23 protein-coding genes are annotated in these 25519 nt (G+C 73.1%); 14 read left to right on the top strand and 9 right to left on the bottom strand.

Going from position 1 to position 25519, the window contains the following annotated elements:
- Positions 1-24: 24 nt before the first annotated feature.
- Genes HGK68_RS09975 through HGK68_RS09955 form a run of 5 tightly spaced genes read left to right on the top strand, consistent with a single transcriptional unit; the run spans position 25 to position 5035 of the window.
- Positions 25-1032, top strand: a complete 1008-nt coding sequence (locus tag HGK68_RS09975; RefSeq protein ID WP_246260266.1) for an L-lactate dehydrogenase — start codon at positions 25-27, stop codon at positions 1030-1032.
- Positions 1033-1052: 20 nt separating this feature from the next.
- On the top strand, positions 1053-2012 hold the full coding sequence (locus HGK68_RS09970) for an NAD-dependent epimerase/dehydratase family protein (protein ID WP_169165829.1): 960 nt from the start codon (positions 1053-1055) through the stop codon (positions 2010-2012).
- The gene (locus tag HGK68_RS09965; protein ID WP_169165828.1) at positions 1999-3192 is read left to right on the top strand and encodes a glycosyltransferase; all 1194 of its coding nucleotides are present in this window, start codon (positions 1999-2001) and stop codon (positions 3190-3192) included. Before HGK68_RS09970 ends, HGK68_RS09965 begins: the two co-directional genes overlap by 14 nt.
- The gene (locus tag HGK68_RS09960; protein ID WP_169165827.1) at positions 3189-3770 is read left to right on the top strand and encodes a hypothetical protein; all 582 of its coding nucleotides are present in this window, start codon (positions 3189-3191) and stop codon (positions 3768-3770) included. Before HGK68_RS09965 ends, HGK68_RS09960 begins: the two co-directional genes overlap by 4 nt.
- Positions 3767-5035: a glycosyltransferase gene (locus HGK68_RS09955; protein ID WP_169165826.1), complete on the top strand. Its 1269-nt coding sequence runs from the start codon at positions 3767-3769 to the stop codon at positions 5033-5035. The genes HGK68_RS09960 and HGK68_RS09955 overlap by 4 nt, the downstream gene beginning before the upstream one ends.
- Here HGK68_RS09955 and HGK68_RS09950 read toward each other — a convergent pair.
- The 4 genes from HGK68_RS09950 to lexA form a co-directional block, all read right to left on the bottom strand.
- Positions 4989-6266: a F390 synthetase-related protein gene (locus tag HGK68_RS09950; protein WP_169165825.1), complete on the bottom strand. Its 1278-nt coding sequence runs from the start codon at positions 6264-6266 to the stop codon at positions 4989-4991. The genes HGK68_RS09955 and HGK68_RS09950 overlap by 47 nt on opposite strands.
- Positions 6263-7102 carry an MBL fold metallo-hydrolase gene (locus HGK68_RS09945; protein WP_169165824.1) on the bottom strand — a complete coding sequence of 280 codons (840 nt, stop codon included), beginning with the start codon at positions 7100-7102 and terminating at the stop codon, positions 6263-6265. The genes HGK68_RS09950 and HGK68_RS09945 overlap by 4 nt, the downstream gene beginning before the upstream one ends.
- Positions 7102-8103, bottom strand: a complete 1002-nt coding sequence (locus HGK68_RS09940) for a 3-oxoacyl-ACP synthase III family protein (RefSeq protein ID WP_169165823.1) — start codon at positions 8101-8103, stop codon at positions 7102-7104. Before HGK68_RS09940 ends, HGK68_RS09945 begins: the two co-directional genes overlap by 1 nt.
- Positions 8104-8168: 65 nt before the next feature.
- Positions 8169-8885, bottom strand: coding sequence for a transcriptional repressor LexA (lexA, locus tag HGK68_RS09935; RefSeq protein WP_169165822.1), 717 nt, complete (start codon positions 8883-8885; stop codon positions 8169-8171).
- A gap of 283 nt (positions 8886-9168) precedes the next feature.
- Here lexA and HGK68_RS09930 point away from each other — a divergent pair, with 283 nt between their 5' ends.
- The 3 genes from HGK68_RS09930 (at position 9169) to HGK68_RS09920 (ending at position 12622) form a co-directional block, all read left to right on the top strand.
- Positions 9169-9591, top strand: coding sequence for a LysM peptidoglycan-binding domain-containing protein (locus HGK68_RS09930; protein ID WP_169165821.1), 423 nt, complete (start codon positions 9169-9171; stop codon positions 9589-9591).
- A gap of 475 nt (positions 9592-10066) precedes the next feature.
- Positions 10067-10582 carry a transcriptional regulator NrdR gene (gene nrdR / locus HGK68_RS09925; RefSeq protein ID WP_169165820.1) on the top strand — a complete coding sequence of 172 codons (516 nt, stop codon included), beginning with the start codon at positions 10067-10069 and terminating at the stop codon, positions 10580-10582.
- 48 nt (positions 10583-10630) lie between these two features.
- The gene (locus HGK68_RS09920) at positions 10631-12622 is read left to right on the top strand and encodes a S9 family peptidase (protein ID WP_169165819.1); all 1992 of its coding nucleotides are present in this window, start codon (positions 10631-10633) and stop codon (positions 12620-12622) included.
- A 66-nt stretch (positions 12623-12688) separates the two neighbouring features.
- On the opposite strand, the gene HGK68_RS09915 is transcribed toward HGK68_RS09920, so the two are convergent.
- From HGK68_RS09915 to HGK68_RS09900, 4 genes are all read right to left on the bottom strand, one after another.
- Positions 12689-14392, bottom strand: coding sequence for an AMP-binding protein (locus tag HGK68_RS09915; RefSeq protein ID WP_169165818.1), 1704 nt, complete (start codon positions 14390-14392; stop codon positions 12689-12691).
- Between the two features lie 46 nt (positions 14393-14438).
- Positions 14439-15404: an aldo/keto reductase gene (locus HGK68_RS09910; protein ID WP_281358343.1), complete on the bottom strand. Its 966-nt coding sequence runs from the start codon at positions 15402-15404 to the stop codon at positions 14439-14441.
- A gap of 147 nt (positions 15405-15551) precedes the next feature.
- Positions 15552-16748 carry a phosphoglycerate dehydrogenase gene (gene serA / locus HGK68_RS09905; protein WP_169165816.1) on the bottom strand — a complete coding sequence of 399 codons (1197 nt, stop codon included), beginning with the start codon at positions 16746-16748 and terminating at the stop codon, positions 15552-15554.
- A 45-nt stretch (positions 16749-16793) separates the two neighbouring features.
- Complete coding sequence (locus tag HGK68_RS09900) at positions 16794-19040, bottom strand: HelD family protein (protein ID WP_246260264.1); 2247 nt, start codon at positions 19038-19040, stop codon at positions 16794-16796.
- A 175-nt stretch (positions 19041-19215) separates the two neighbouring features.
- Between HGK68_RS09900 and HGK68_RS09895 the strand changes: the two genes are divergently transcribed.
- The 3 genes from HGK68_RS09895 to HGK68_RS09885 all read left to right on the top strand — a co-directional run bounded on the left by HGK68_RS09895 (position 19216) and on the right by HGK68_RS09885 (position 21977).
- Positions 19216-20148, top strand: a complete 933-nt coding sequence (locus tag HGK68_RS09895) for a proteasome assembly chaperone family protein (RefSeq protein ID WP_169165814.1) — start codon at positions 19216-19218, stop codon at positions 20146-20148.
- A 22-nt stretch (positions 20149-20170) separates the two neighbouring features.
- A complete protein-coding gene (locus tag HGK68_RS09890) occupies positions 20171-21481 on the top strand; it encodes an MFS transporter (protein ID WP_169165813.1) in 1311 nt (436 codons plus the stop codon).
- A gap of 292 nt (positions 21482-21773) precedes the next feature.
- Positions 21774-21977 carry a cold-shock protein gene (locus HGK68_RS09885; protein WP_154731012.1) on the top strand — a complete coding sequence of 68 codons (204 nt, stop codon included), beginning with the start codon at positions 21774-21776 and terminating at the stop codon, positions 21975-21977.
- 139 nt (positions 21978-22116) lie between these two features.
- On the opposite strand, the gene HGK68_RS09880 is transcribed toward HGK68_RS09885, so the two are convergent.
- The gene (locus HGK68_RS09880) at positions 22117-22920 is read right to left on the bottom strand and encodes a spermidine synthase (protein ID WP_169165812.1); all 804 of its coding nucleotides are present in this window, start codon (positions 22918-22920) and stop codon (positions 22117-22119) included.
- Between the two features lie 152 nt (positions 22921-23072).
- Here HGK68_RS09880 and HGK68_RS09875 point away from each other — a divergent pair, with 152 nt between their 5' ends.
- The 3 genes from HGK68_RS09875 to HGK68_RS09865 all read left to right on the top strand — a co-directional run bounded on the left by HGK68_RS09875 (position 23073) and on the right by HGK68_RS09865 (position 25440).
- Positions 23073-23534, top strand: a complete 462-nt coding sequence (locus HGK68_RS09875) for an SAV_6107 family HEPN domain-containing protein (protein ID WP_169165811.1) — start codon at positions 23073-23075, stop codon at positions 23532-23534.
- The gene (locus HGK68_RS09870) at positions 23534-24970 is read left to right on the top strand and encodes a DNA polymerase IV (protein WP_169165810.1); all 1437 of its coding nucleotides are present in this window, start codon (positions 23534-23536) and stop codon (positions 24968-24970) included. The genes HGK68_RS09875 and HGK68_RS09870 overlap by 1 nt, the downstream gene beginning before the upstream one ends.
- 77 nt (positions 24971-25047) lie before the next feature.
- Positions 25048-25440, top strand: a complete 393-nt coding sequence (locus HGK68_RS09865) for a DUF3040 domain-containing protein (protein ID WP_169165809.1) — start codon at positions 25048-25050, stop codon at positions 25438-25440.
- Positions 25441-25519 lie beyond the last annotated feature (79 nt).

Raw genomic sequence — 25519 nt, 5'->3', positions numbered from 1 at the left:
CGCCGACCCCTGCGAGGAGGACCTGTGAGCCAGCAGACTGACGACGGCGACGAGCTCGGCCTGACCAGCGCCACCGCCGGCACCCGCCGGACGACCAAGCTGGCGGTGATCGGCGCCGGGGCGGTGGGCTCCACGATGGCCTACGCCGCCCTGATGCGCGGTGCTGCCCGCTCCGTGGCGCTCTACGACATCAACAAGGCCAAGGTGGAGGCCGAGGCGCTCGACCTGGGCCACGGCATCCAGTTCATGCCGATGGCGGAGGTCGTCGGTTCGGACGACATCAACGTCTGCGCGGACGCCGACGTGGTGATGGTGACCGCCGGTGCCAAGCAGAAGCCGGGTCAGTCCCGGATCGACCTGGCCGAGGCGACCATCTCCCTGGTCAAGAAGATCCTGCCCGAGGTGGTCCAGGTCGCCCCGAACGCGATCTACGTGATGGTCACCAACCCGGTGGACATCGTCACCTACGCGGCGCTGCAGATCTCCGGCCTGCCGCCGACCCAGCTGTTCGGCTCGGGCACCGTGCTGGACTCCTCCCGGCTGCGCTACCTGATCGCCCAGCACACCGGGGTGGCGGTGCAGAACGTGCACGCCTACATCGCCGGTGAGCACGGGGACACCGAGCTGCCGCTGTGGTCGTCCGCGACCATCGGTGGCGTGCCGATCCTGGACTGGAACGGCCTGGACGGTCACGTGCCGCTCACCGGCCAGGTCCGCGACTCCATCGCCCGCGAGGTGGTCGAGTCGGCGTACCGGATCATCGAGGGCAAGGGCGCGACCAACTACGCGGTGGCGCTGGCCGGGTCGCGGATCATCGAGGCGATCCTCAAGGACGAGCACCGGATCCTGCCGGTGTCCTCCCTGCTGCAGGGCTACCACGGCATCAACGACGTGTGCCTGTCGGTGCCCAGCGTGGTCGGGCGCGAGGGTGTGGGCGAGCGGCTCGAGGTGCCGATGAGCGCCGACGAGCTCGCGGGCCTGCGCCGGTCGGCGGAGTCGCTGCGCGCGGTCGCGCACCGATTCGGCTTCTGACCTGCCACTAGGCTCCGGGCATGCGCGTTCTTGTCACGGGGTCGAACGGGTTCGTCGGCCGGGCGGTCGTGGCGGACGCCCGGCAGCGTGGCTGGCAGGTGGTGGGTCTGGGGCGCGCGCCCCGGCCCACCACCCCGGTCGACGACTACGTCCGGCACGACCTGGCCCGGCCGCTGGTGCCCGACGCGATCCCCGGTGACGTCGACGCCGTGATCCACTGCGCCGGGCTGTCGTCGCCGTGGGCGCGGTCCGCGGAGTTCGTCGCGGCGAACGTCGACGGCACCCGGCACCTGATCCGCTGGGCCCGCGCGCACGGGCGACCGCACGTGGTGCACGTGTCGAGCACCTCGGTGCTCTACCGGGACGCGGATCAGTTCGACCTCTCCGAGCACAGCCCGGTCGTCCCGGACGCGGAGCAGATCAACGTCTACGCCCGGACCAAGGCGATCGGCGAGCGGGTGGCCGCCCGCTACGACGGCGACCTCGCCGTGCTGCGGCCCCGGGCGGTGTTCGGGGTCGGGGACACCGTGCTGCTGCCGCGGATCCTGCGGCTGGCCCAGGGCGGCGTGCTGCCCCGGATGGAGGACCCGGCCCGGCCGGTCACGATCGACCTGGTGGAGATCCACACCTGCGCGCACTACCTGACCGAGGCGGTGGCCCGCCGAACCGTCGGGACCTACAACCTCACCAATGCCGCACCGGTGCGGCTGTACCCGTTCGTCCTGGAGGTGCTGGACCGGCTCGGGGCCCAGCCACGCACGGTGCGGGTGTCGCCCCGGGTGGTGCGAGCGGCCGCTGCCCTGGCGGAGCAGGTGTCGGCGACCCTGCTCGACTGGCGTGAGCCGCCGATCACCCGGTTCGGGGTCAGCGTGCTGTCCCGGTCCAAGACCTTCGACGTGCGCAGCACGGTGCGGGACCTGGGTGCTCCGGCGGTGTCGCTGGACGAGGGCGTGCGACGGATCGTGCATGCGTACAGCTGAGGCGGTCGCCTGGTGGGCGGCGGCCGGGTCGGTGCTGCTCACCGGCTGGCGGGGCCGGTCCGCCGCCGCTCGGATCGCGGCGGGTTCCGACGCGCCGAGTGCCGAACCGACCGATGTCACGGTGCTGGTGCCGATCCGCTCCGGCGACCCGCTGCTGGCGGCCTCGTTGGCCGCGTCGGTGCGCACCCTGGCCCCGGCCCGGGTGGAGCTGCTGGTCGACGAGGACGACCCGGACGGCATCGCGGCCGCCGATCAGGCCGCGCGCGGCCAGGCGCACGTCCGGGTGCTGCGGTGCGCACCGCCGCCACCGGGGGTCAACCCCAAGGTGCACAAGCTGATCGCCCCCGCCGTCGCGGCACCGGGGCCGGTCGCCCTGATCGACGACGACACCGTGCTGCCACCGCGGGGCCTGGCCCGACTGCGTGGTGCTCTCGGTGCTGTCACCGCTCTCGATGGCCGGGGCACCGAGGGTGCTGACGGTGGGCTGGTGACCGGGTTGCCGCGCTACCGGGAGCAGGGCGGCCCGTGGTCCCGCTTGGTCGCGGCCTTCGTGAACGGTTCGGCCGCTCTGACCTATCTGCCGCTCGCGGACGACCCGGTCACCGTGAACGGGATGGTGCTCCTGATCGACCGCGGCACGCTGGACCGGATCGGTGGTCTCGGCGTGATCGCCGGTGCCACCTGTGACGACTACGCGCTGGCACGGGCGGTCAGGGCGGCCGGTGGCCGGATCGTGCAGACCACCCAGTGGGCCGAGGTCGCCACCACGGTGTCCGGACCGGGGGAGTACCTGCGGCTGATGCGCCGGTGGCTGCTGTTCGGCACCGAGGTGATCCGGCACGACGGGACGCCACGGGTGCTCGCCGCCGCCGTGCTGCCCGCCGCGCTGCCGACGGTGGGGTTGACCGCCGCCGCGCTGGCCCGCTCGCCCCGCGCGACGGCCGGGGTGCTGGGAGCGGTGCTGACCGGTGCGGCGGTCGCGCGTCGACTGACCGGCGGGCCGCGCTCCGGCTCCGCCCTGCTCCCGGTGGCGGCGCTGCTGACGCCGGTGCTGACCCTGGCGGCGGTGCTCGGCCCGCGCCGGGTGCGCTGGCGTGGCCGCTCGGTCGCCGTCGGCAGCGGGTTCCTGACACCCCGCGGCCGGGACGCGGCCACCCGCGCCGAGGGAGCGCGGCGATGACCGTCGACGCTCGGGCGCTCTGGCTGACCGGACGCAGCGACCCGCGCTCGGCCCTGCTGTCACCGGTCCAGCACCGGGTGCTGGACGCGCTGGCCGAGCTCGGTTGGTCGACCGTGCGGGTCGGGCAACCATGGGACGAGCCCGATCCGGCCGCCCGGTATGTGCAAGCGCCCCTGCTCCGGGCCTCGATCCGCAACGCCGGGCAGTTCCTGGCGGGCCGCCCGGGTGGTGGGCTGGCGGCCCAGGTGGCGGCCGGCCTGCAACCCCTGGTCACCGGCACCCGGCGACGGCTGATCGTGCTCGCCGGATCGGCCGGTGCCCGGCTGCTGTCGTCGGCCGCGCCGCTGCTGGAGCTGCCACCCGGCCTGCGGGTCGAGGTGATCGGCGTCGGTCCGGTGGGACGGCTGCCCGGTGCTCCGTGGCGGGTGCGGGTGCTGCGCGGTCGGTGGGACGCGATCAGCGCGTTCGGCTACCCGGGCCGCTCCGACCGCACGGTGCCGGGTGGGCACCTGTCCGCCACCGCATCGCCGGAGGCGCTGGCCACGATCCGCGACTGGGCCGGGGAGGCAGCGCGATGAGGATCCTGGTGGCTGCGCCGCCGTTCGCCGGGCACCTGCACCCGCTGCTGGTGCTCGGCCTCGGGCTGCGCCGGTTCGGGATCGAGCCGGTGGTGGTCACCGGTGTCAGCAAGGCGCCGCTGGTCACCGAACTCGGGTTGCCGGTCGTCCCGCTGTTCCCCGACGACCCCGGCGTCTTCGACCGGATCTCCGACACCCCGGGCCCGGTCCGGTCGCGTCCGCTGTCGTTGGTCAAGCAGCTGGCCGCCAATCTGGACCTGTTCCCCGGCGCCGCGCAGCAGATCGACGCCGCCATCACCCGGCACCGACCGGACGCGGTGCTGGCGGACTTCACCGCGCCGGTGGCGGGGATGGTGGGCGAACGGCACGGGCTGCCCTGGGTGACCACGATGCCCACCCCCTTCGCCCTGGAGACCCGCGCCGGCACCCCCTCGTACTGCGGCGGGTGGGGACCGGCCCGGCACGCCGGACACCGGATGCGCGACGCGGCCGGCCGATCGGTGACCCGATGGACCAAACGCGGGATGTCCCGGGTGTTGCGCAGCCGGTTCGCGGCGGCGGGCGCCCAGGTGTACCGCCCGGACGGCAGCGAGGCCGCCTACTCGCCGACCGCGATCCTCGGTCTGGGCATGACCGAGCTGGAGTTCGACCGGGACTGGCCCGCCCCGTTCCGGATGATCGGACCGGTGACCGGCACGGTGGAACCCACCCCGGACCCGCCTGGTCTGGCCGAGGGACCGCTGGTGCTGGTCACCCTCGGCACCCACCTGCGCTGGGCCAAGGACGAGCTGCCGGAGCGTGCCGCGGCCCTGGTCGGGGCGATCCCGGGGACGACCGTGGTGGTCTCGCTCGGCGAGGCGGCCCGCCGGGGTCGACCGCCGATCGTCGACCGCACCGGCCTCCAGGTCTACGGTCACCTGCCCTACGACCGGGTGCTGCGCCGCTGCGTGGCCGTGGTGCACCACGGTGGGGCCGGGATCACCTATGCCGCGATCCAGGCCGGTGTCCCGGCGGTGGTGCTGCCCCAGGACTACGACCAGTTCGACTTCGCCGCCCGGATCGACGCCGCCGGTGCCGGCGTCCGGGTCCGGAGGTGGTCCCAGGTGCCCGCCGCGCTGGCCCGGGTGGCGAGCGGCGACCGGAGCCGACTGGACGCCCTGCGGTCGGCCTCGGCCGGCTACGACCCGGTGACCGCCACCGCCCAGACCCTGTTCCGGGTCACCGGGCGGACGCCTCGCCCGCCGGGACCCCCGGCGCGCGCGTGACCCGACGGCGCTTGACCAACGGGTCCTGCGCCGTCAGCTCCCCGACCTCGATCCTGACCGCACCGATCCCGGCGGCGTCGAGGTCGGCCGTCAGCTCCCGCGCGGCCGCCGCGAAACGTGCGGCGGGCACCACCGCCAGCCGCACCGTGTCCGGCGCCGTCTGCACCAGCCGGAAGTCCAGCACCCCGGCGGTGCGCAGGACGGCCGCCCGCACGAAGTCCGGATGGAACGATCTCGACCCCGCCCGCTCCCGCGCCGGCAACCAGAGCACGTCGTCGGCGCGCCCGACGATGGCGCTCACGGTGCGCATCGGGTTCCCGCAGGTGCAGGCGGGGCCGTCCACCAGCACGTCACCCAGCCTGCGCCGGATCACCGCCTGGGAGTCCCGGACCAGATCGGTGACCACCGGCACCCAGCGCCCGTCGCCCAGCTCCTCGCGTTCGAACCGGAGCAGGTCCTCGTTCAGGTGCAGCGTCCCGTGCGGGCAGCTGATCCCGAGGAAGCCCTCCGCCGCCTGGTAGATCTGTCCCACCCGCACGCCGAAGCCGTCGCTGATCGTCCGCTCGTCCTCCGGGTCGAGCACCTCCGCCACCGAGAACACTTGTCGTGGACGCAGGCCGAGCGTCGCGGCGTGCACCAGGATCGACGGGGGCGCCACCAGCACCGTCGGGTCCCCGGCCCGGATCTCGGCCAGCAGCCGGTCCAATGGCAGCGCGAGGTCGACGAAGCGGAAGCTGATCCTGCCCCCGGTCACCGCCGCGTACAGCGGGCCGCCCGCGCGCAGCACCAGCGTGATCCTGGCACCGGCGAGCAGGCCGTCCGGCAGCGCCCTCGCCAGCACCTCACCGGCCCAGCGGTCGCGTTCGGCCGCCGAGGTGAGGAAGGCGGTCTGCCGACCCGACGTGCCGGAGGACAGCCCCACGCTCAGGCCCGCCAGCTCGGTCCCGAAGTCCCGCCCACGCTCGGCGGCCCGCGCCGCCGCCAGGCAGGTCTCCAGGTCCAGGCCCCGCCGGTTCAGCTCGGCGAAGTGCGCCAGCACCTCGGCCTTGTCCACCACCGGCAGCTCGGTCAGCGGCCGACCGCCCCACTCGCGGTAGAAGGCGTACCGGGAGGGTGCCAGCCGGAGCACCCGGCGCAGGCGGCGCCGCTGCCAGCGTTCCACCGCCTCGCGGTCGGCGAACCGGCGGCGACGGGCGCGCAGGTAGTGCGCGAGCACCCGCGCCCGACTCATGCCAGCAGCCCGCGCGCGGTGTCGATCGCCGCCTGATCGTGCGAGGGCAGCACGATCAGGCCCGGGCGGCGTCGGGCGAGGTCGCCCAGCTGTGCGAGTGTCGCCCGGTATCCGGTCGGATCCTCGGTGGCGATCCGGGTCACCGGGTGGGGCAGCTCACCGTGGCTGACGGCGCGGGCGTGCCACCCGGCATCCCCGATCAGCAGGAGCTCGGGGTGCGCGGGGACATGCGTACGCACCGCGAGCCCGAGGTGTCCCGGCGCATGTCCGGGCAACGGCAGCACCTGCAGTTCCCCGTCGCCGAGCAGATCGTGGGCGGGGCCGAGCGGCGCCCAGTCGTCGGTGCTCCCTACCGGCAGGGTCGCCGGGTCCACCACCCGCCGGAGCAGGTCGGGCGGCAGCAGGCCACCGACCACCCCACGCCGCAACCGTCCCAGTCCGCGCAACGCCTGGGCCTGCGCCACTGCTCCCGGATCGGCCACCACCCGCGCCGTCGGGAAGTCGAGCAGTCCGCCCACGTGGTCGGCGTGCAGATGGGACAGCACCACCCAGTCGATGTCCGCGGCGTCCAGGCCGCGGGCGTGCAGCTGCGCCGGCACCGACTGCGCCGGGTCGAGGTGCACCGGCAGCAGCGTGCCGTAGACCCGGTCGATCCCGCGCCGCAGCAGCCGGGGCACGCGGGGCGCGTACCCGGTGTCGAACAGCACCCGGCCCCGGGGGTGCTCGATCAGCGCGACCAGTGCCGGGAACCGCACCGGCGCCCATCCGGCGCCGCGCCGGGCCACCGCTCCGGGATGCTCGGTCCAGCCCGCGGTGAGCAGCTCCACCCGCGCCATCAGTAGCGCACCACGGCAGCCGACAGGCTCAGGCCCGCCCCGGTGCCGAGCAACAGCGCGGTGTCGCCTCGGCGCAGCTGCCCGGACCGCACGGCGTGGTCGAGCGCGGTCGGGATCGAGGCGGAGACCTGGTTCCCGTGATCGGCCAGGATGTCCACCACCCGGTCGGCGCTGATCCCCGACCGCTCCCGCAGGTAGCGCAGCCCGACAGCGCTCGCCTGATGTGGGATCACCACGTCCGGCCGCACACCGCCCAGGCGGCGGTCCAGTTCCCGGACGAAGGACGGCATCGCCCGGGCCACCGCCCGCAGCAACGCCGGACCGTCCATCCGGAAGAACTGGTCACCGGGGTCGGGGGAGGGTCGCATCGTGTTGTACCGGGTGCCGCCGGACTCGATCCGGCACGCCTGCCACGCCTCCGGCCAGACGGCGGAATGCCGGGCCAGCACCGCCGAGTCGCCGACGGGTGGGCCGAGCACCGCCGCCGCGGCACCGTCGCCGAACAGCGCGGAGGACTCGGGGTCCTCGTGATTGAGGGCGGGCGATGCCAGCTCGCTCGCGACGACCGCGACCCGCCGCCAGCGTCCCGCTGTGATCCCGGTGGTGGCCAGGTCCAGGCCGGTGAGGAACCCGACGCAGGAGGCGTTCAGGTCGAAGGCCTCGCACCGGCCGCCGGTCGCGCCCAGCTGGGCCAGCACCAGCACCGCGGTGGTGGGCATCGGCTGCTGCGGTGCCACCGCGCTGACGATCACCGCGTCCAGGTCGTCGACAGTCAGCGCCGCGGCGTCCAGCGCGCGGACCAGCGCGGCCGTCGCCAGCCCGGAACTGGTCTCCGCCGGGTCGGCCCCGTCGGCCCAGTACCGGACCCGGACCCCGGAACGCCGCTCGGACGTCCCGGGCTCACGCCCGAACCGCTGGTCCAGACTCAGCGAGGTCACCTCGCGCCGCGGCAGCACGGAGCCGGTGCCGAGGATGCTGACGGGTGCAGGTGCAGTGGTCACAAGGGTGAAGCGTGCCAGTCCCGGACGCCCTGATGCTCCGGTATCCCCTAATCGGACGGTGTGGCCTACAGGCTGCGCAGCACGGACACCACGCGGCCGAGGACCTGCGCCTGGTCGCCGTCGATCGGCGAGTAGGCCGGGTTCTGCGGCAGCAGCCAGACGTGCCCGTCGGTGCGCTTGAGGGTCTTCACCGTGGCCTCGCCGTCCAGCATGGCGGCGACGATCTGACCGTTCTCCGCGACCGGCTGGCGGCGGACGACCACCCAGTCGCCGTCGCAGATCGCGGCGTCCACCATCGAGTCGCCGACCACCTTGAGCAGGAAGAGCTCGCCCTCGCCCACCAGCTGCCGGGGGAGCGGGAACACGTCCTCCACCAGCTGCTCGGCCAGGATCGGGCCGCCGGCGGCGATCCGTCCCACCACCGGCACGTAGGCGGCGGCGGGTGCACCCTCCCGGGCAGCGGTGTCCTCGTCGCCGATCAGGCTGGTGAGCGCGCCGGGCAGCGCTCCGACCGGCCGGGAGTCGTCCGGCTGGACGACCTCGATCGCCCGGGGTCGGTTCGGGTCGCGGCGCAGGTAGCCCTTGCGCTCCAGGGCGGTCAGCTGGTGCTTGACGCTGGACGGGCTGGTCAGGCCGACGGCGTCGCCGATCTCGCGCATGCTCGGCGGGTACCCACGGCTCTCCACCGAGGCGCGCACGGTGTCCAGCACCAGCCGCTGCCGCGGGGTCAGGCCGTCGCCGAGACCGATCTCGGCCTCGTCCTCGGTCGCCTTCGGTGCCATGCGCCTCTCCGTCCTTCGTGCCCACTGCCGGTCCCGGGCCGCCGTGCCGGACGACCGCCCTGGTGAGCGGGCGATCGGCGGGCGTGTCAGTGCCTCGTGATCGGGTGTTCCCAGTGCCCCGAGCCTAGGGGTCGGGACGCGCCGGATCAAACATGTGTTCGATCGTGTCTCGACATTTCCCGCCGGATCGTGGCAGTCTTCGTACAAGCGTTCGACGAACACCTGTTCGACTCGACCGGACGGACGGTCACCCAGCCAGGGTGGCAGGAGGGAAGTGGTGGCTATGAGCACCATCGCAGCGCAGCCGCGGATCATCGGCCAGGTCGCCCCCGTGCGACGCACCCGGGTCACCGCACCCGTCGCATCCACCGCGCACCCGCGGCCCCGGCCCGTCGCGTCGCAGTCCGCTCCGGACGGCCGGCTGCGCCTGACCCGGCGCGGTCGGGTGGTGGTGGTCGCCCTCGGTCTGCTGCTGGCGGTCGCCGGGGTGATGGGCGGCCGTGCGGTGGCCGAGTCGCCCCAGCAGGCGGTCGAGGTGCAGACCTACGCCGTGCAGACCGGCGACACCATGTGGAGCATCGCGCAGGGAGTGGCCCAGCCGGGGGAGGACGTCCGCGACGTCGTGCTCCAGCTGCAGCGGCTGAACGACCTGGCCGACACCTCGCTGCTCGCCGGGCAGGTGCTCCTGCTCCCGGCCGACGTCTGACGCCCGACCCGCGACGTCCTGCCCCTGACTCGACCCCCGACGCCCTGCCCTGGATGCCCGACCGCTGACGCCTGACAGGCGTCGGAGCGGTTCATCCGGGGTCACGGTGAGATTACGAAAGTCGCTGCTTGCGTAATTCGGGGAGCGCGCTCTACTGTGGTGCCACCTCGACGGCTGGCTGGGGGGCTCGCCCCGAGGGACGCGATTTCGGCACTGGTGACAGTGTCGCCGCGCGTGATCTACAACGCTGAGGCGAGGCGAGTCGCCACGGCGTGACGGGACGGGGGCGTCCCACCGAGGGTGGCCGCGAGAACACGCGGCCACCCTCGTCGTCTGTCCGGAGGGCGTCGACCCGGAAATGCCTCGCCACCGCCGCGCGCCGGTAGGGCAGGCGGCGTCCTGTGCCGGTCTCCGCCCGGTACAGTGACCCCCGCCCATCGGTGAACCGGGTGGGTGGCGCGAGGAGGAGGCACGCATGCACTGTCCGTTCTGCCGGCACCCGGACTCTCGGGTGGTCGACTCCCGGACCTCGGACGACGGTCTGTCGATTCGTCGGCGTCGGCAGTGCCCGCAGTGCAACCGTCGCTTCACCACCCTGGAGACCGCGAGCCTCTCGGTGGTCAAGCGCTCCGGCGCCACCGAGCCGTTCAGCCGGGAGAAGATCGTCGGCGGCGTGCGCAAGGCGTGCCAGGGTCGACCGGTCTCCGACGACGACCTGGCGGTCCTGGCCCAGCGCGTCGAGGAGACGCTCCGCGCCTCCGGTTCCGCCGAACTGGACGCGTACGAGATCGGCCTGGCCATCCTCGGACCGCTGCGGGAACTGGACGAGGTCGCCTACCTGCGGTTCGCCAGCGTGTACCAGGCGTACAACTCCCTCGAGGACTTCGAGGCGGCGATCACCGCGCTGCGCGCCGAGAACGAGGAGGCCGAGGCGCGCCGGGCCGACGGAGCCGACGCCGACGAGGACACCGCGCCAGCGACGACCGACTGAACGGCGACCCGTGCGCGGCCGTGCGGTCAGGGGTATTACGGTCATCGGGTGATCCCCGCTGACCTTGACCTCCTGCACACCCCCGGTGTTCCCGCGATCAGCCCTGACGGGCGCTGGACCGTGGTCGCCCGCACCGCCCCCGACCTGGCCGCCGACGAGTACGTCGGGCGACTGTGGCGGCTGCCCACCGACGGCAGCGCCGCCCCGACGCCGCTGACCCGCGGTCACCGCGACACGGCGCCGCGCTTCTCCCCGGACGGCCGCTGGATCGCCTTCCTGCGCACCGAGCCGAAGGGTCGCCCGCAGGTGTTCCTGGTCGAGGCCGAGGGCGGCGAGCCGGTGCAGCTGACCGAGGTGCCCCTCGGTGTCTCGGCGCTGCGGTTCTCCCCGGACGGCCGGATGCTGGCCTACCTGGCGCGGGTGCCGGAGGAGGGTCGCTACCTCCCGGACGGCGACCCCGCCGCCGAGGCGCCGCGGCACATCACCACCTACACCTACCGCGGTGACGGTGCTGGCTTCACGCTGGACAAGAAGCCGCAGCTGTTCGTCATCGACCTGCCCGCCCAGCCCGGGGAGGGCGACCGGCCGGAAGCGCGACAGATCACCACCGACCTGGAGGTGAACGACGTCGCCTGGCTCGCGGACTCCGCGCACGTCGCCGTGGTGGCGGCCCGGCACGCCGGTGCGGACGAGGACCTGCGGGTGGACGTGTCCGCCGTGGACGTGCGGCCCGACGCGGACCACGCGTTGCGCCCGCTCACCGATGCCGACCAGGGCAGCACGCTGGCCGTGGCCGCCGCGCTGGAGGCCACGGACGGCAGTGGCCTGTGGCTGCTCGCGCAGGACATGGGGCCGAACGGCCGGGACTTCGTCGCCGCGCAGACCGGGCTGTTCCGCCTGCCGCTGACCGACGGCGCCGACGGTCCCCGTGCCGACGGCGTGCCGCTGCGACTCACCGACGCCGACGCGGTGGACCTGGACCCGGGGACCTTCGCGGCCACCGAGGACGGGGTGCTGGTCGGGGAACTGGACCGCGGCACCGTCCGCCTGCGGGAGATCCGCCGCGACGGCAGCTCCCGCGACCTGCTGACCGGCCTGGTGGCCCACGGCGCCGACCAGGCCCGTGGCACCGTGGTGACCTCGGCGGCAGGCCCGCTGACCAGCGGCGAGGTGCACGCCATCGACCTGAGCACCGGAGTCGAGCGCCGGCTCACCGACTGGTCGGCACCGCTGCGGGAGACCGGGCGGCTGCGGGCGCCGCGCGAGCTGAACGGCACCGCGCCGGACGGCTATCCCGTGCACGGCTGGCTGGTCACCCCCGACCCGGAGCGCTTCGGCGCCGGACCGCACCCGACGATCCTGATGATCCACGGCGGCCCGTACGCCCAGTACACCGTCGGGCTCTTCGACGAGGTGCAGACCCTGGCCGAGCGCGGCTATGCCGTGGTCTACGGGAACCCGCGCGGCGCCGCCGGATACGGCCGCGAGCACGGGCGCAGCATCCGGCAGGCATTCGGCACCGTGGATGCGGTGGACGTGCTGGCGCTGCTGGACCTGGCCCTGACCGACCAGGCGCTGGACGGGGAGCGGGTCGGCGTGATGGGCGGGTCCTACGGCGGCTACATGACCGCCTGGCTGACCACGCAGACCGACCGGTTCCAGGCGGCGATCGTCGAGCGCGGCTTCCTCGACCCGGTGAGCTTCGTCGGATCCTCGGACATCGGCTGGTTCTTTGGGCTGGAGTACCTCGGCGACGGTGACACCGACGCCGACCGTGCGGCGGTCGCGGCCCAGTCGCCGATGGCCCAGGTGCACCGGGTCACGACGCCGACGCTGGTGATCCACTCCGAGCAGGACTGGCGGTGCCCGGTCGAGCAGGGGCAGCGCTGGTTCGTCGAGCTCAAGCGCCGCGGCGTGCCCGCCGAGCTGCTGCTGTTCCCGGGCGAGGGCCACGAGCTGACCCGCTCCGGCCGCCCGCAGCACCGCAAGGTCCGGTTCGACCACGTGCTGCGCTGGTGGTCGGAGCACCTGCCGGTCTGAGCTGGCACAGCGAGAGGCCCGGTCGATCCAGTGCGGATCGACCGGGCCTCTCGGTTGTCGGGTGCCTCAGGCCGGGGTGGGCAGCGCCGCCAGCAGGTTGTCCCGCACCACCCGGCGCAGCACCTTGCCGATCTGGGATCGCGGCAGGTCCGGCAGGATGACCAGGTCCTTCGGCACCGCGTACCGGGCGAGCTTCTGCTGACACCAGTCGCGGACCGCCTGCAGGTCGATCTGCGGGTGATCGGCGTCCACGACGACCGCCGCGACCACCTTCTCGCCCAGGTCCCCACCGGGCAGCCCCACCACCGCGACATCCCGCACACCCGGCATGTTGCGCAGGTGCTCCTCGACCTGGGACGGATACACCTTGTACCCGCCGGTGACGATCATCTCCTTGATCCGGTCGACCAGGACCACGAAGCCGTCCTCGGTCATCTGCACCACGTCGCCGGTCCGCAGCCAGCCGTCGGCGAGCAACTGCTCGGCGGTCTCCTCCGGCCGGTTCCAGTAGCCCTGGAAGACCTGGGGGCCCCGGATCAGCAGCTCACCCGACTCGCCGGGGAGGACGTCCTGGGTCGGGTCCTCCTGGCTGACGATCCGGACGTCCGTGCTGGGGAACGGCAGGCCGAGCGCCCCGGGGATCCGGTCGGGGGACAGCGGGCTGCCGAGCGCGACCGGGCTGGTCTCGGTCATGCCGTAGCCCTCGATCACCAGGCCGCCGGTCAACCGCTCCCAGCGATCGGCGGTCGCCGCGGGCAGCGCCATCGCACCGGAGATCGCGTACCGGAAGGACGACAGGTCCGCCTTCGACTTCTCCGCCGCTGCGCACAGCCGGTCCAGCATTGGCGGCACGGCCGGCAGGAAGGTGCCGGGACGGCGGCGCTGGGTGGCGAGCACGGAGGCGGCGTCGAACTTGGGGAAGGCGACCAGCGTGGCGGCGATCCGCGGTGCGTAGGTCAGGCAGAGGGTCAAGCCGAAGGCGTGGAAGAACGGCAGCACCGCGTACAGGGTCTCGGTGCCGGGCGCGTGCTGGGTCCACTCCTGGCCCTGCACGGTGTTCGCGACCAGATTGCGGTGGGTGAGCACCGCGCCCTTCGGTGTCCCGGTGGTGCCGCCGGTGTACTGCAGCAGCGCCACGTCCTGCGCGGTCGGCCACGGGTGGTCGCTCGGCAGCGGGGAAGCGGCGGCGACCAGTCGGTGCCAGCTCGGGATCTCCGCCGGGACCGGCCCGCAGAGGGCGTCGCGGGTCTGGCGGGCCGCCTTCACCGGCAGCCGCAGCGCGATCCGCTTCATGCGCGGCAGGTCGGCGGCGACATCCACCGCGACCACGGTGCGCAGGTCGGTCTCGGCCTGGCGCTCCAGGACCGCGGGCACCGCCTTCTGCCAGAGCAGGGCGACGGTCGCCCCGGAGTCTGCGAGCTGGTGGGCCAGCTCGGCACCGGAGTAGGTCGGGTTGTGCTCGACGACCACGGCGCCGAGCCGGAGCACGGCGTAGAACGCGACCACGTGCGAGGGGCAGTTCGGCAGAGCGATCGCGACCCGGTCACCGGCGCGCACCCCGAGGTCGTGCAGGGCGGCGGCGCCCTGGGCGATCCGCTCGGCCAGCTCGGCGTAGGTCAGGGTCGCGCCTTGGAAGTCGACGGCGATCCGGTTCGGGAAGTCCGCGGCTGATCGCTCGACCGCCAAGCCGACCGGCTCGTCCGGGATCACGATGTCACCGGACACGCACGGGGCGTAGGACCGGTGCCAGGAACGTTCGAAACTCGTCACGTGACGAACGATAACCTACGCAACCGTAGGTTTCCCTGTATGGGCCCTAGAGATCGCTGGACCGCGCGCCCCAGAGGTTGATCCCGGCGTCGACCGCGTGCTGGTCGATCCGGGCCAGATCGTCGTCGGAGAGCGCGTCGATCCGGGTCGCCGCCAGGTTCTCCCGCAGCTGCTCCGGCGTCCGCGCGCCGAGGGTCACCGAGCTGATCCGCTGGTCGCGCAGCACCCAGGCGATCGCGAGCTGCGGCAGGGAGATGCCGAGGTCACCGGCGATCTCGTTCAGGGCGCGCACATGTGCCAGGTTCTCCTCGGTGAGGTACTCCGCGCGCAACGACGTCCCGGTCGCCGCGCGGGAGTCCTCCGGTACGCCGTTCAGGTACTTGGTGCTCAACATCCCCTGCGCCAGCGGGGAGAACGCGATGACGCCCATTCCTGCCTCGCCGACCACGTCCAGCAGCGAGCGACCGTCGGCCCCGGGCTGTTCGATCCACCGGTTCAGCAGCGAGTACGACGGCTGGTGCAGGCTCAGGGTCAGCCCGATCTGGTCGGCCACCGCCAGCGCCTCGGCCGTCCGGTCCGCCGAGTAGGAGGAGATGCCCGCGTACAGCGCCTTGCCGGAGTCGACCGCGGTCTTCAGCGCACCGAGCGTCTCCTCCAGCGGGGTGTCCGGGTCGTAGCGGTGGCTGTAGAAGACGTCCACGTACTCGGTGCCGAGCCGCCGCAGCGACTGGTCCAGCGACGCCAGCAGGTACTTGCGCGACCCGAACTCGCCGTAGGGCCCCGGCCACTGCCGGTACCCCGCCTTGGTGGCCAGCAACAGCTGGTCGCGGTACGGGGCGAGGTCGGTGGACAGCAGCCGACCGACCGACTCCTCCGCGGCCCCCGGCGGCGGTCCGTAGTTGTTCGCCAGGTCCAGGTGCACCACCCCGGCGTCGACCGCCGCCAGTACCAGCGCGCGCTGGTCCGCGAACGGGGTGGCGTCGCCGAAGTTCTGCCACAGGCCCAGGGTCACGGCCGGCAGCTGGAGGCCGGTGCGGCCGGCCCGGCGGAGGGGAAGACGGTCAGCGGCTCGGTTCACACCGCGACGCTAGCGGGGATCGGCGGCCCGTGCCGACCAGGACTGCCCAGGACGGCAGAGGACAGCGCAGGCCAGCACCGCTCAGGACAGCACGCGCAGCCGGATGCTCTCCGGACGCGACCGCAGCGCCGCGAGCACCGTCTCCTCCACCGAACCGGCATCGGTGACCACGTAGCCGACCTCGCCGCGGGTCGCCAGCAGCTGGGCCTCGATGTTCGCCCCGTGTTCGGCCAGGGTCTGGTTCACCGCCGCCAGCACACCAGGGACGTTGCGGTGCAGGTACGCGATCCGCTGCACGGCCGGTCGCGGTTCCAGGGTCAGGTTCGGCAGGTTCACCGACAGCGTGGTGGTGCCGGTGTTCAGGTAGTCGCGCAGCTTGTTGGACACGAACTGGCCGATCGCCTCCTGCGCCTCCTCGGTGGAGCCACCGGTGTGCGGGGTCAGGATCACGTTCGCCAGCCCGCGCAGCTCGGACTCGAACGGGTCGCCCTTGCGCTTGGGCTCCACCGGGAAGACGTCCACGGCCGCCCCGGCCACCCGGCCGTCGAGCACCGCGTCCCGCAGCGCCGCGTAGTCGACCACGAAGCCCCGGGACAGGTTGAGGAAGATCGCGCCCGGCTTCATCCGGGCGAACTGCTGCGCACCGAACATCCCGGCGTTCCCGCTGCGGCCGTCGACGTGCAGGGTGACCACGTCCGCGACGTCCAGCAGCTCGTCCAGGGTCTCGGCGCGGCGGGCGTTGCCGAGCGCCAGCTTCTCCTGGGTGTCGTAGAAGACCACCGACATGCCGAGGTTCTCGGCCAGCACCGACAGCTGGGTGCCGATGTTGCCGTAGCCCACGATGCCCAGCGTGCGGCCGCGGACCTCGTGCGAGCCGTCGGCCGACTTGTTCCAGATCCCGTCGTGCATCGACTTGTCGAGCACGGTCAGGCGACGGGTGAGCGCGATGATGTCGGCGAGGGCGATCTCGACCACCGAGCGGGTGTTGGAGAACGGCGCGTTGAACACCGCCACACCGCGGGCGGCGGCCGCCGCCAGGTCGATCTGGTTGGTGCCGATGCAGTACGCGCCGACCGCGATCAGGTCGGTCGCGGACTCCAGCACCGCCTCGGTGACCTGGGTCTTGGACCGGATCCCGAGCAGGTGCACCCCCTGCAGGGCCTCGGACAGCTCGGACTCGTCCAGGGCACCGGTCCGGGTCTCGACCTCGTATCCGGCGGCCTCCAGGATGGTCCGGGCCTGGGGGTGCAGATTCTCCAGCAACAGGGCGCGCAGCACGCGCTTAGGGTGCACCCCCGCCGCCATTCGGCCAAACCGGTCCCGTCAGGCGGACGGCCACCCCTCGGGCAACGGGCGGTGGTGCACCACCCGCAGCGCGGTGGTCGGCCGGGTCATCGCCACGTACAGGTCGCCCGGACCGCCGTCGGTCAGCACCGCGTCCGGCTCGACCAGCACGACCGCGTCGAACTCCAGCCCCTTGGACTGCTCGGCGGTCATCGGGGTGATCGCGGCGTCCAGATCCGGCGTCCCTGCCCGGGTCGCGCCGATCAGGTCCCCGTGTCCACCGGCGACCAGGGCGTCCCGCACCGGGCCGATCAGCGACGCGGGGGCGATCACCGCGACCCGGCCGGCACCGGAGGCGTCCCGGACGGCGGCGACCTCGGTGACCGCCCAGCGCGCGGCGGCCGCGGCCAGTCCCTCCGCCGCCACGTGCTCGGTGACCAGGGCGTCCGGCACGTCGCGGGCGGCCTCGCTGGTGGTCAGCGGCAGACCCGCCGCGCGCCCCACCGCCTCGGCCGCCCGGGTCACGGTGGCCGGGGTCCGGTAGTTGACGGTCAGGGTCTCCTGCCGCCACTGCCCGGCCAGCAGTCGGTCGAAGACCGCCGACCAGTCCCGGGTCCCGGCGGCGGTGGAGGTCTGCGCCACGTCGCCGACCACGGTGAGCGAGCGGGTCGGCACCCGGCGCAGGATCATCCGCCAGGCCATCGCCGACAGCTCCTGCGCCTCGTCCACGACCACATGGCCGTAGGCCCACGCCCGGTCGGCGGCGGCGCGCTCCGCGGTGGTCAGCACCGGGCCGCTGCTGGCGAAGCGGTCGGCCAGGACCTCGGCCGACACCAGGGCGTTGCCGGACTGCTGCAGGACCTGGCGGGCGTAGTCGAGTTCCTGGTGGCGCTGCTCGGCGTCGAGGCGGGCCTGCGCCTTGGCGGCCTGGTCGTCCTCGCCCAGCAGTTCGGCGGCCTCGTCCAGCAGCGGGATGTCCGCGACCGTCCACGGCGCGTCCGCCGGGCGTTCGAGTCGGCGGCGCTCCGCCCGGCTGAACACACCCGCCGCCGCGTCGGCCAGGCGCTGCGGCTTGGCGAACAGCGACGACACCAGCCCCTGCGGGGTCAACGGCATCCAGGCGAGGTTCAGCGCGATCCGGATCTCCCGGGTGCTGCGCAGCTCCTCCAGGATCTCGCCCCGGTCCTCCGGTGCCACCGCGAACGCCAGCTGGCTGATGTACTGGTCGGCCAGTCGGCCCAGCATGTCCCGCACGAAGGTGACCCGTGCCTGGTTGTGCGGCCGGTGACCGCGCCGGGCGTGGTGGATCGCGGCGCGCACGTCGGCGGGCTTGACCACCACCGTGTGGCCGTCGATCACCACCCGCACCGGTTCGGCGGGCACCCGCTGGCGCTGCTTGACCGCTCGCTCGATCACCTCGCGCCAGACGGCGCGGCCCTTGATCTCGGCGACGGCGTCGTCCTCGGTGCCGGTGGCGACCACCCCGGGGAACAGCTCGCCCACCGTCGTCGACACCACACCGGTCTCACCCAGGGACGGCAGCACCTGGTCGATGTACCGCAGGAAGGTGCGGCTCGGGCCGATCAGCAGCACACCCGAGCGCTCCAGCACCCGACGGTGGTTGTAGAGCAGATAGGCGGCGCGGTGCAGCGCCACCGCCGTCTTGCCGGTGCCCGGCCCGCCCTGCACCACCAGTGCGCCCTGCAGGGCCGAGCGGATCACCGCGTCCTGCTCGGCCTGGATGGTGGCCACGATGTCGCCCATCCGGCCGGTGCGCCGCGCCGCCAGCGCCGCGAGCAGGGCACCCTCGCCGGACAGCTGTCGGTCGTCGTCCTCGTCCACCGCCGACAGGTCCAGCAGCTCGTCCTCGACCCCGGTCACCGCTCGGCCGCGGGTCACCAGGTGCCGCCGCAGCACGACGCCGTCCGGGTGTGCGGCGGTGGCGCGGTAGAAGGCCTGCGCCGCGGGAGCGCGCCAGTCGGTCAGCAGCGGCGCGTGCTCCTCGTCGTTCAGCCCGATCCGGCCGATGTACCGGCGCTCGCCCCCCGCCAGGTCCAGTCGACCGAAGGCCAAACGGTCCTCCACCGCCTCCAACCGGGCCACCCGGTCCTCGTACAGCGTGGCGAAGGCGTCCCGCTCCGAGCGGTTCTGCGGCGAGCCCGAGGGACCCGCCTGCCGCACTCGCGCCAGCCGGTCCCGGGTCTGGGCGCGCAACTCGTCCAGCCGTCGATACAGACCGTCCACCACGTCCTGCTCGGCACGCAGCTGCTTGTCGATGGAATTCACCCGTGCTCCGTCTGTCGCCCTCACCGCGCTCGACCCAGGCGAGCGGCCGTCCATTATGCCGTGTGCGTGGCCGGTTCGTGGCCGTGCGCTGCGGGCGAACACGCCGGTGGGAAGGATCGCCGGTGTGGGCGCGTTACATGCCGCGTACCCCGAATCAGGTTCACCAGGAGGACCGATGCTGGACCCGAGCGAGATCTACGCCATCGACCCGGTGGTGGCCGCCGAGGTGGAGGCGCGGAGCGCGGGCGGCGACGGCCCGGTGCTCGTGCACGCCGTGCGCGGCTTCATGGATGCCGGCAGCGCCGGCCGGCTGGCCGCCGAGCACCTCACGGACACCTACGACACCGCCCGGCTGGCGACCTTCGACACCGACCAGCTGATCGACTACCGGTCCCGGCGACCGACCGCGACCTTCGACGCCAACCGCTGGTCCGGCTACGAGCAGCCCCAGCTGGTCGTCGACCTGGTGCGCGACTCGGCCGGTGTGCCCTTCCTGCTGATGCACGGCATGGAGCCGGATGTGCAGTGGGAGCGGTACGTGGCCGCTGTCCGGCAGATCGTCGAGCGCTTCGACGTGCCGCTGACCGTCGGCATCCACGGCATCCCGATGGGGATCCCGCACACCCGGCCGCTGTCGGTCACCGCGCACGCCAACCGCGCCGAGCTGGTCGCCGACCACATGCCCTGGTTCGGCACCGTCGAGGTCCCCGCCGACTCGAGCACCCTGCTGGAGATCCGCCTGGGGGAGTCCGGCCATGACGCACTCGGGTTCGCGGTGCACGTCCCGCACTATCTGGCGCAGTCGTCCTTCCCGCAGGCCGGGATCATGGCGCTGGAGCAGGTGCAGCGGGCCACCGGGCTGGAGCTGGACCTGGCCGAGCTGACCGAGTCGGCGCAGGACACCATGCTGGAGGTCGAGCGGCAGGTCGCCGAGTCGCCGGAGGTCGCCGCCGTGGTGCACGCCCTGGAGCAGCAGTACGACGCCTTCAGCAAGAACATCGGTCGGCCCAACCTCCTGGCCGACACCAGCGACATCCCCACCGCGGACGAGCTCGGTGCCGAGTTCGAGCGCTTCCTCGCCGAACAGGGTCCCGACACCGACCGGTGACCACGGGGCAGAATGACCCCACGTGAGCCACGTACCGCAGCCCCGTCGCGCCCTGATCGTCTGGGGCGTCGGGGTCGCGGCGTACGTGGTCGCGATCCTCAACCGGTCGTCCTTCGGGGTGGCCACCCTCGAGGTGCGGGACCTGTTCGGGGTGTCATCGGCGCTGATCGCCTCGATGGCGGTCGCCCAGCTGGTGGTCTACGCCGCGCTGCAGGTGCCGGTCGGGGTGCTCCTCGACCGCTACGGCCCCCGGGTGCTGGTCGCCTCCGGCGCGCTGGTGATGGCGATCGGCCAGGCGGTGCTCGCGGTGGCCCCTGTGGCGAGCTGGGTCCTGGTTGGCCGGGTGCTGGTCGGTGCTGGCGACGCGCTGACCTTCGTGTCGGTCGTACGCCTGGTGCCGGCCTGGTTCGCGCCCCGACAGGTCCCGGTCATCACCCAGCTCACCGGTTCGATCGGTCAGCTGGGCCAGGTGCTGTCGGCGATCCCGGTGGTCGCCCTGCTGCACGCCGAGGGGTGGCGGACCACCTTCCTCGCGGTGGCGGCGGTCGGGGTGCTGGCGTCGGCGCTGGCGCTCGCGGTGATCCGGGACGCCCCACCGGCCTCCGCCACCGATGCCGTCGACGACACGGTGCCGCCGGGGGACCGGGTGGGCTTCCTGGCCCGGCTGCGTGCCGCCTCGGCGGCGCCCCGTGATCCCGGTGCGCTGCGCGCGGTCCTGGCCGAACCGGGCACCCGACTCGCGTTCTGGATGCACTTCTCCGGTCAGTTCAGCAACCACGTGATCGTGCTGCTGTGGGGGTACGCGTTCTTCGTCGAGGGCGAGGGACGGTCGGCCGGGGAGGCCAGCGCTCTGCTGACGGTGAACGTGATCGCCGGGGTGATCGCCGGCCCGGTGATCGGCGCGCTGGTCGGTCGCCGACCGCGGCTGCGGGTGCCGTTGGCGATCGGGACCCTGCTGGTGATCGGGGTGATGTGGCTGGCGGTGCTGCTGCCGTCCCGGCCCGTGCCCTGGTGGGTGCTGGCGGTGTTCGTCGTGGTGGTCGCGGTCGGTGGGCCGATCTCGCTGGTGTCCTTCGACGTGGCGCGGTCCAGCAATCCGCTGTCCCGGCTGGGCGCGGCCACCGGATTCGTCAACACCGGCGGGTTCATCGGCGCCTTCGTCACCATGTTGCTGATCGGGCTGGTGCTCGACCGGGCCGGTGGCGGCGTGCGCGACCTGGCCGCCTTCCGAGTGGCCTTCGCCTGCGTCGCACTGCCGTGGACGGTGGGGCTGGTCGGCATGCTGCACGGCGCGCGGACCCTGCGCCGACGACACCCGGGCATCGACCTCTGACCGTCGGGTCGTGGGATCACTGTGTTGTTCCGTGACCGCGCCGTGACCAAAACGTTGTCCGAAACGTCGCGTTCCGGTCAGCAATGCACGTAGCGCCGGGCCATCGGCCGTGAGAGGATCGCGGTGTTGCAGTGACGTACTGACGCTTGACCGGCGTCCGGACGGGGTCTCCCGATCGGGCACCGCCAGCCTTGGCTGGTCCTCCGGTGCAGGACGTGGTTTTGGCATTGCGGCACGGTTCGAGGCCACACGGGTCACGCGCCGTCACCGGATGGACAAGAAGGACAAGAACATGGCACAGGGTGCTGTCAAGTGGTTCAACGCTGAGAAGGGCTATGGCTTCATCGCCCAGGACGGCGGCGGCGCCGACGTCTTCGTGCACTACTCCGCGATCGACTCCTCGGGCTACCGCTCCCTCGAAGAGGGCCAGCGAGTCGAGTTCGAGATCACCCAGGGCCCGAAGGGCCCGCAGGCCGAGCAGGTTCGCCCGCTCTGATCTCGCTACACGCGCGAGTGGTTGTCACTGACGACTGATCGTTCGACGAGGGCCGCATCCTCCGGGGTGCGGCCCTCGTGCTGTGTCCGGCGGGCGGTCGGCGACCAGCGACTCGGGTGGTGCCGCCGACCCGGTCCGGCTACTCCTCGGCGTCGCGCACCGGGGCGCTGTCGCGCAAGGATGCGCCACGGCGCGCGAAGTCGTGCAGTTCGTCGCCGACCAGCAGCCGCGCCGGCACCGGCAGGGAGCGCAGCGCCCGCCCCAGCCCCGGGTCGTCCAGCAGGTCCGGGTCGTCGGTGCCGATCAGCAGCAGGTTGCCGTACCTGCGACCACGCAGCACCGCGGGCTCGGCCACCAGTCCCACGTGCTCGAACACCGCCGCCACCGTGGCGACCTCGTCCTTCGCCAGTCCGAGCGGCGGCCGGTCCGCGCAGTTCGCCAGGTAGACGCCCCCGGGTCGCAGGACGCGGTGTGCGACGGCGGTGAACTCGACCGTGGTCACGTGCTCCGGCGTGCGGTCTCCGGCGAAGACGTCCCGCAGCACGGCATCCGCCGAGTCGTCGGCCAGGGTGTCCAGCTGGGTGCGGGCATCACCGGCCCGCAGCCGCAGAGCGGGGGAGCGCGGCAGGTCGAACCAGCCGCGCACCAGGTCGACCAGGATCGGGTCCAGGTCGACGGCGATCTGCCGGGCACCGGGTCGCCGGGCGTCCACCCAGCGGGCCATCGCGCACCCGGCGGCGCCGAGGTGCACGGCGCGGAACGGCCCGTCCCCGGCGGGCATCGCGTCCAGCACCGCGGCCATCTGTTGCATGTACTCGAAGTCGAGGCGCAGCGGGTCGGCCAGGTCGAGGTGCGAGCTGGGCACGCCGTTCACCATCAGGGTCACGGCGGTGGGGTCGTCCGGGGTGACCACGAGCTCGGCGGTGCCGGAACCGATCGGCACCGGACCGCGCGGCCAGGCGTCCGCCGGGCGTGTCGGTGCCCGGTGGGAAGCTTGCGCACGTCGCGGTTCACGGTGGGCCACGGACCCACCGTACGTGTTGACCTATTCGAACAGGTGTTCGATACTGGGTGGACGAGAGAGGGAGGTGCGGGATGTCGGTCAGGACCTTGCACGTCGCACGGGCCGCGGCCCCGGGGCTGTCCGGGCGCACTGCTGAGCTGCTGTCCCGGGCGGATGCCGAGCTGGTCGCCGCCCAGTTCTCCTCCGAGCCGTGGGAGAAGTTCGCCCACGCCCACCTCGCCGCCCTGCGCGCCGGTGCCGCCGTACTGGCGGAACGGCAGCCGCTGTCCCGGCGACGCCAGACCCGGACGGTGTGGGAGCTGCTGGACCAGGTGATGCCCGAGCTGGCCCGCTGGACCGCGTACTTCGCGGGTGGCGCCGCGCTGCGAGCCGCTGTCGACGCCGGTCGGTTCGACGCTGTCTCGGACGAGCGCGCGGAGCAGGTGCTCTGCCACGCCGAGGACTTCCTGGACGTGGTCCGGGCGGAGCTCGAGGCGTGGGCCGAGCAGTCCGGTGCGGACCCGGTGGCGCCCGGCGGCCGCCGCGCGGGCTGATGAGCCGGGGTCCGCGGGCCGAGGGCGCGCGTCGCGATTGGGGTCACGAGGAGGAGGGCGCCTCGATCCTGCACGTCGACATGGACGCGTTCTTCGCTTCGGTGGAGCTGGCGCGCCGCCCACACCTGCGCGGACGGCCGGTCATCGTCGGTGGGTCGCAGCGGTCGGTGGTGCTCGCCGCTACCTACGAGGCGCGGGCCTTCGGGGTGCACTCGGCGATGCCGATGGCGGTGGCGCAGCGGCTGTGTCCGCAGGCGATCGTGATCCCGCCGGACCATGGCGCCTACTACGACGTCTCCCGCTCGGTGATGGCAGTGCTGCACGAGGTCACCTCCCTGGTCGAACAGGTGAGCGTGGACGAGGCGTTCCTGGACGTCGCGGGGGCGCGTCGGCGGTTGGGTCCACCGACCCGGATCGCCGCGATGATCCGGGAGCGGGTGCGCGCCGAACACGGCATCACCTGCTCGGTCGGGATCGCGGCGAACAAGTTCGTCGCCAAGCTGGCCTCCGGCCACGCCAAACCGGACGGGGTGCTGCTGATCCCGCGGGCTGCCACGGTCGAGTTCCTGAGGGTGCTTCCGGTCGGCGCGCTGTGGGGCGTGGGCGAGCGCACCGCGGCGAATCTGGAGCGGTGGGGGATCCGCACCGTGGCCGAACTCGCCGACTCCGATGTGCGCACCGTCCAGCAGGCGGTGGGTAAGACCGCCGGGGCGCACCTGTACGACCTGGCCTGGGGACGTGATCCGCGGCCGGTCAGCCCGGGTCGGGAGGAGAAGAGCGTCGGTGCGGAGGAGACCTTCGCCGTCGACATCCACGACCTGCGGCAGGTGGAGAGCAAGCTGCTCGACCTGGCCGACCGGTGCGCGGGTCGGTTGCGGGCGCAGCAGGTGATGGCCAAGACGGTGGCGATCAAGATCCGCACCTCCGACTTCCGCACCCTCAACCGGTCGCGGACCCTCACCCAGCCCACCGACGTCGCCCGAGAGCTGTACCTCGCCGCCCGCGAGCTGTTGGCGGGGGTCGACCTCGCCGGGCTGCCGATCCGGCTGATCGGCGTGCGGGCCGAGGGTTTGGTCGCCGCCGAGCACGTGGTGCAGCAGCCCACATTGGAGGAGGCGATGACCGGGCAGGGCGAGGCGCAGCGACAGGCCGAGCTGGTGATGGACCAGGTGCGCGAGCGGTTCGGCCGGGCGGCCATCGGGTCGGCGACCCGAGCGGTCGGCCGCGGCGCCGGCGGTGGTGCGGTGGCCGCGCGGCACGTCAGTTCGAAGGCCGTGCAGCCGGACGGCTCCGCTGGTGGCGAACGTGGCGAGGCACCGCATGCGGCAGCCGCATCCGGCCCGGAGGCCGCTCTGGCCCCGGAACGCCTGGCCCGGGACCTGCCCAGGAAGTACCGACTGAGCTCCGGTGGCGGTCCCCGGCGGGACGAGGCATGAGCGCTCGACTACCGGCAATCCAAAACGCCCTCTATCCTGAGGCGAAGAAGTCCCGACGGCGGAGCACGGGGGTTGATATGCCTCTCTCCGAGTACGAGCAACGTGTACTGGAGCAGATGGAGCGGCAGCTCACATCTGATGATCCCCGGCTCGCGACCACGCTCACATCGAGCGGTCGCAAGCCGGTCCTGCGATACATCCTGGGCGGAATCGGCGCGCTCGTCGGCCTGCTGCTGCTGGTGATCGGCGCTGCTGCCTCACTGGTGTGGCTCGGCGTGATCGGGTTCCTGGTGATGTTCGGTGCGGTGGCGGTGGCCTTCACCAAACCGCGCAAGTCCGGCCCGGCCGGTGTGGTCCGCCCCGACGGCAGCACGGCCCCGCGCCCCGCCGCCGGCCGGAAGCCCGCGAAGAAGGGATTCATGGACCGGATCGAAGAACGCTGGGACCGGCGGGGCGAGGGCGGCCGCTGACCCACAGCGGGTCATCTGGTCGCTGATCGAATCCAGTTGTCGGACGAAGCGCCGCGCAGCAGTCCTGCGCGGCGCTTCG

Source organism: Cellulomonas taurus (assembly GCF_012931845.1).
Classification (GTDB): domain Bacteria; phylum Actinomycetota; class Actinomycetes; order Actinomycetales; family Cellulomonadaceae; genus Cellulomonas; species Cellulomonas taurus.
This window is presented reverse-complemented; position numbering and strand designations above follow the sequence as displayed.

Bases quoted from the DNA above. Each gene is read 5' to 3' on its own strand.
- HGK68_RS09895 (WP_169165814.1), top strand. From the start codon at position 19,216: ATGCTGGACCCGAGCGAGATCTACGCCATCGACCCGGTGGTGGCCGCC.
- HGK68_RS09870 (WP_169165810.1), top strand. From the start codon at position 23,534: ATGAGCCGGGGTCCGCGGGCCGAGGGCGCGCGTCGCGATTGGGGTCAC.
- HGK68_RS09970 (WP_169165829.1), top strand. From the start codon at position 1,053: ATGCGCGTTCTTGTCACGGGGTCGAACGGGTTCGTCGGCCGGGCGGTC.
- HGK68_RS09865 (WP_169165809.1), top strand. From the start codon at position 25,048: ATGCCTCTCTCCGAGTACGAGCAACGTGTACTGGAGCAGATGGAGCGG.
- HGK68_RS09875 (WP_169165811.1), top strand. From the start codon at position 23,073: ATGTCGGTCAGGACCTTGCACGTCGCACGGGCCGCGGCCCCGGGGCTG.
- HGK68_RS09945 (WP_169165824.1), bottom strand. From the start codon at position 7,102: ATGGCGCGGGTGGAGCTGCTCACCGCGGGCTGGACCGAGCATCCCGGA.
- HGK68_RS09930 (WP_169165821.1), top strand. From the start codon at position 9,169: ATGAGCACCATCGCAGCGCAGCCGCGGATCATCGGCCAGGTCGCCCCC.
- nrdR (WP_169165820.1), top strand. From the start codon at position 10,067: ATGCACTGTCCGTTCTGCCGGCACCCGGACTCTCGGGTGGTCGACTCC.
- HGK68_RS09885 (WP_154731012.1), top strand. From the start codon at position 21,774: ATGGCACAGGGTGCTGTCAAGTGGTTCAACGCTGAGAAGGGCTATGGC.
- HGK68_RS09960 (WP_169165827.1), top strand. From the start codon at position 3,189: ATGACCGTCGACGCTCGGGCGCTCTGGCTGACCGGACGCAGCGACCCG.
- HGK68_RS09965 (WP_169165828.1), top strand. From the start codon at position 1,999: ATGCGTACAGCTGAGGCGGTCGCCTGGTGGGCGGCGGCCGGGTCGGTG.
- HGK68_RS09950 (WP_169165825.1), bottom strand. From the start codon at position 6,266: ATGAGTCGGGCGCGGGTGCTCGCGCACTACCTGCGCGCCCGTCGCCGC.
- HGK68_RS09955 (WP_169165826.1), top strand. From the start codon at position 3,767: ATGAGGATCCTGGTGGCTGCGCCGCCGTTCGCCGGGCACCTGCACCCG.
- lexA (WP_169165822.1), bottom strand. From the start codon at position 8,885: ATGGCACCGAAGGCGACCGAGGACGAGGCCGAGATCGGTCTCGGCGAC.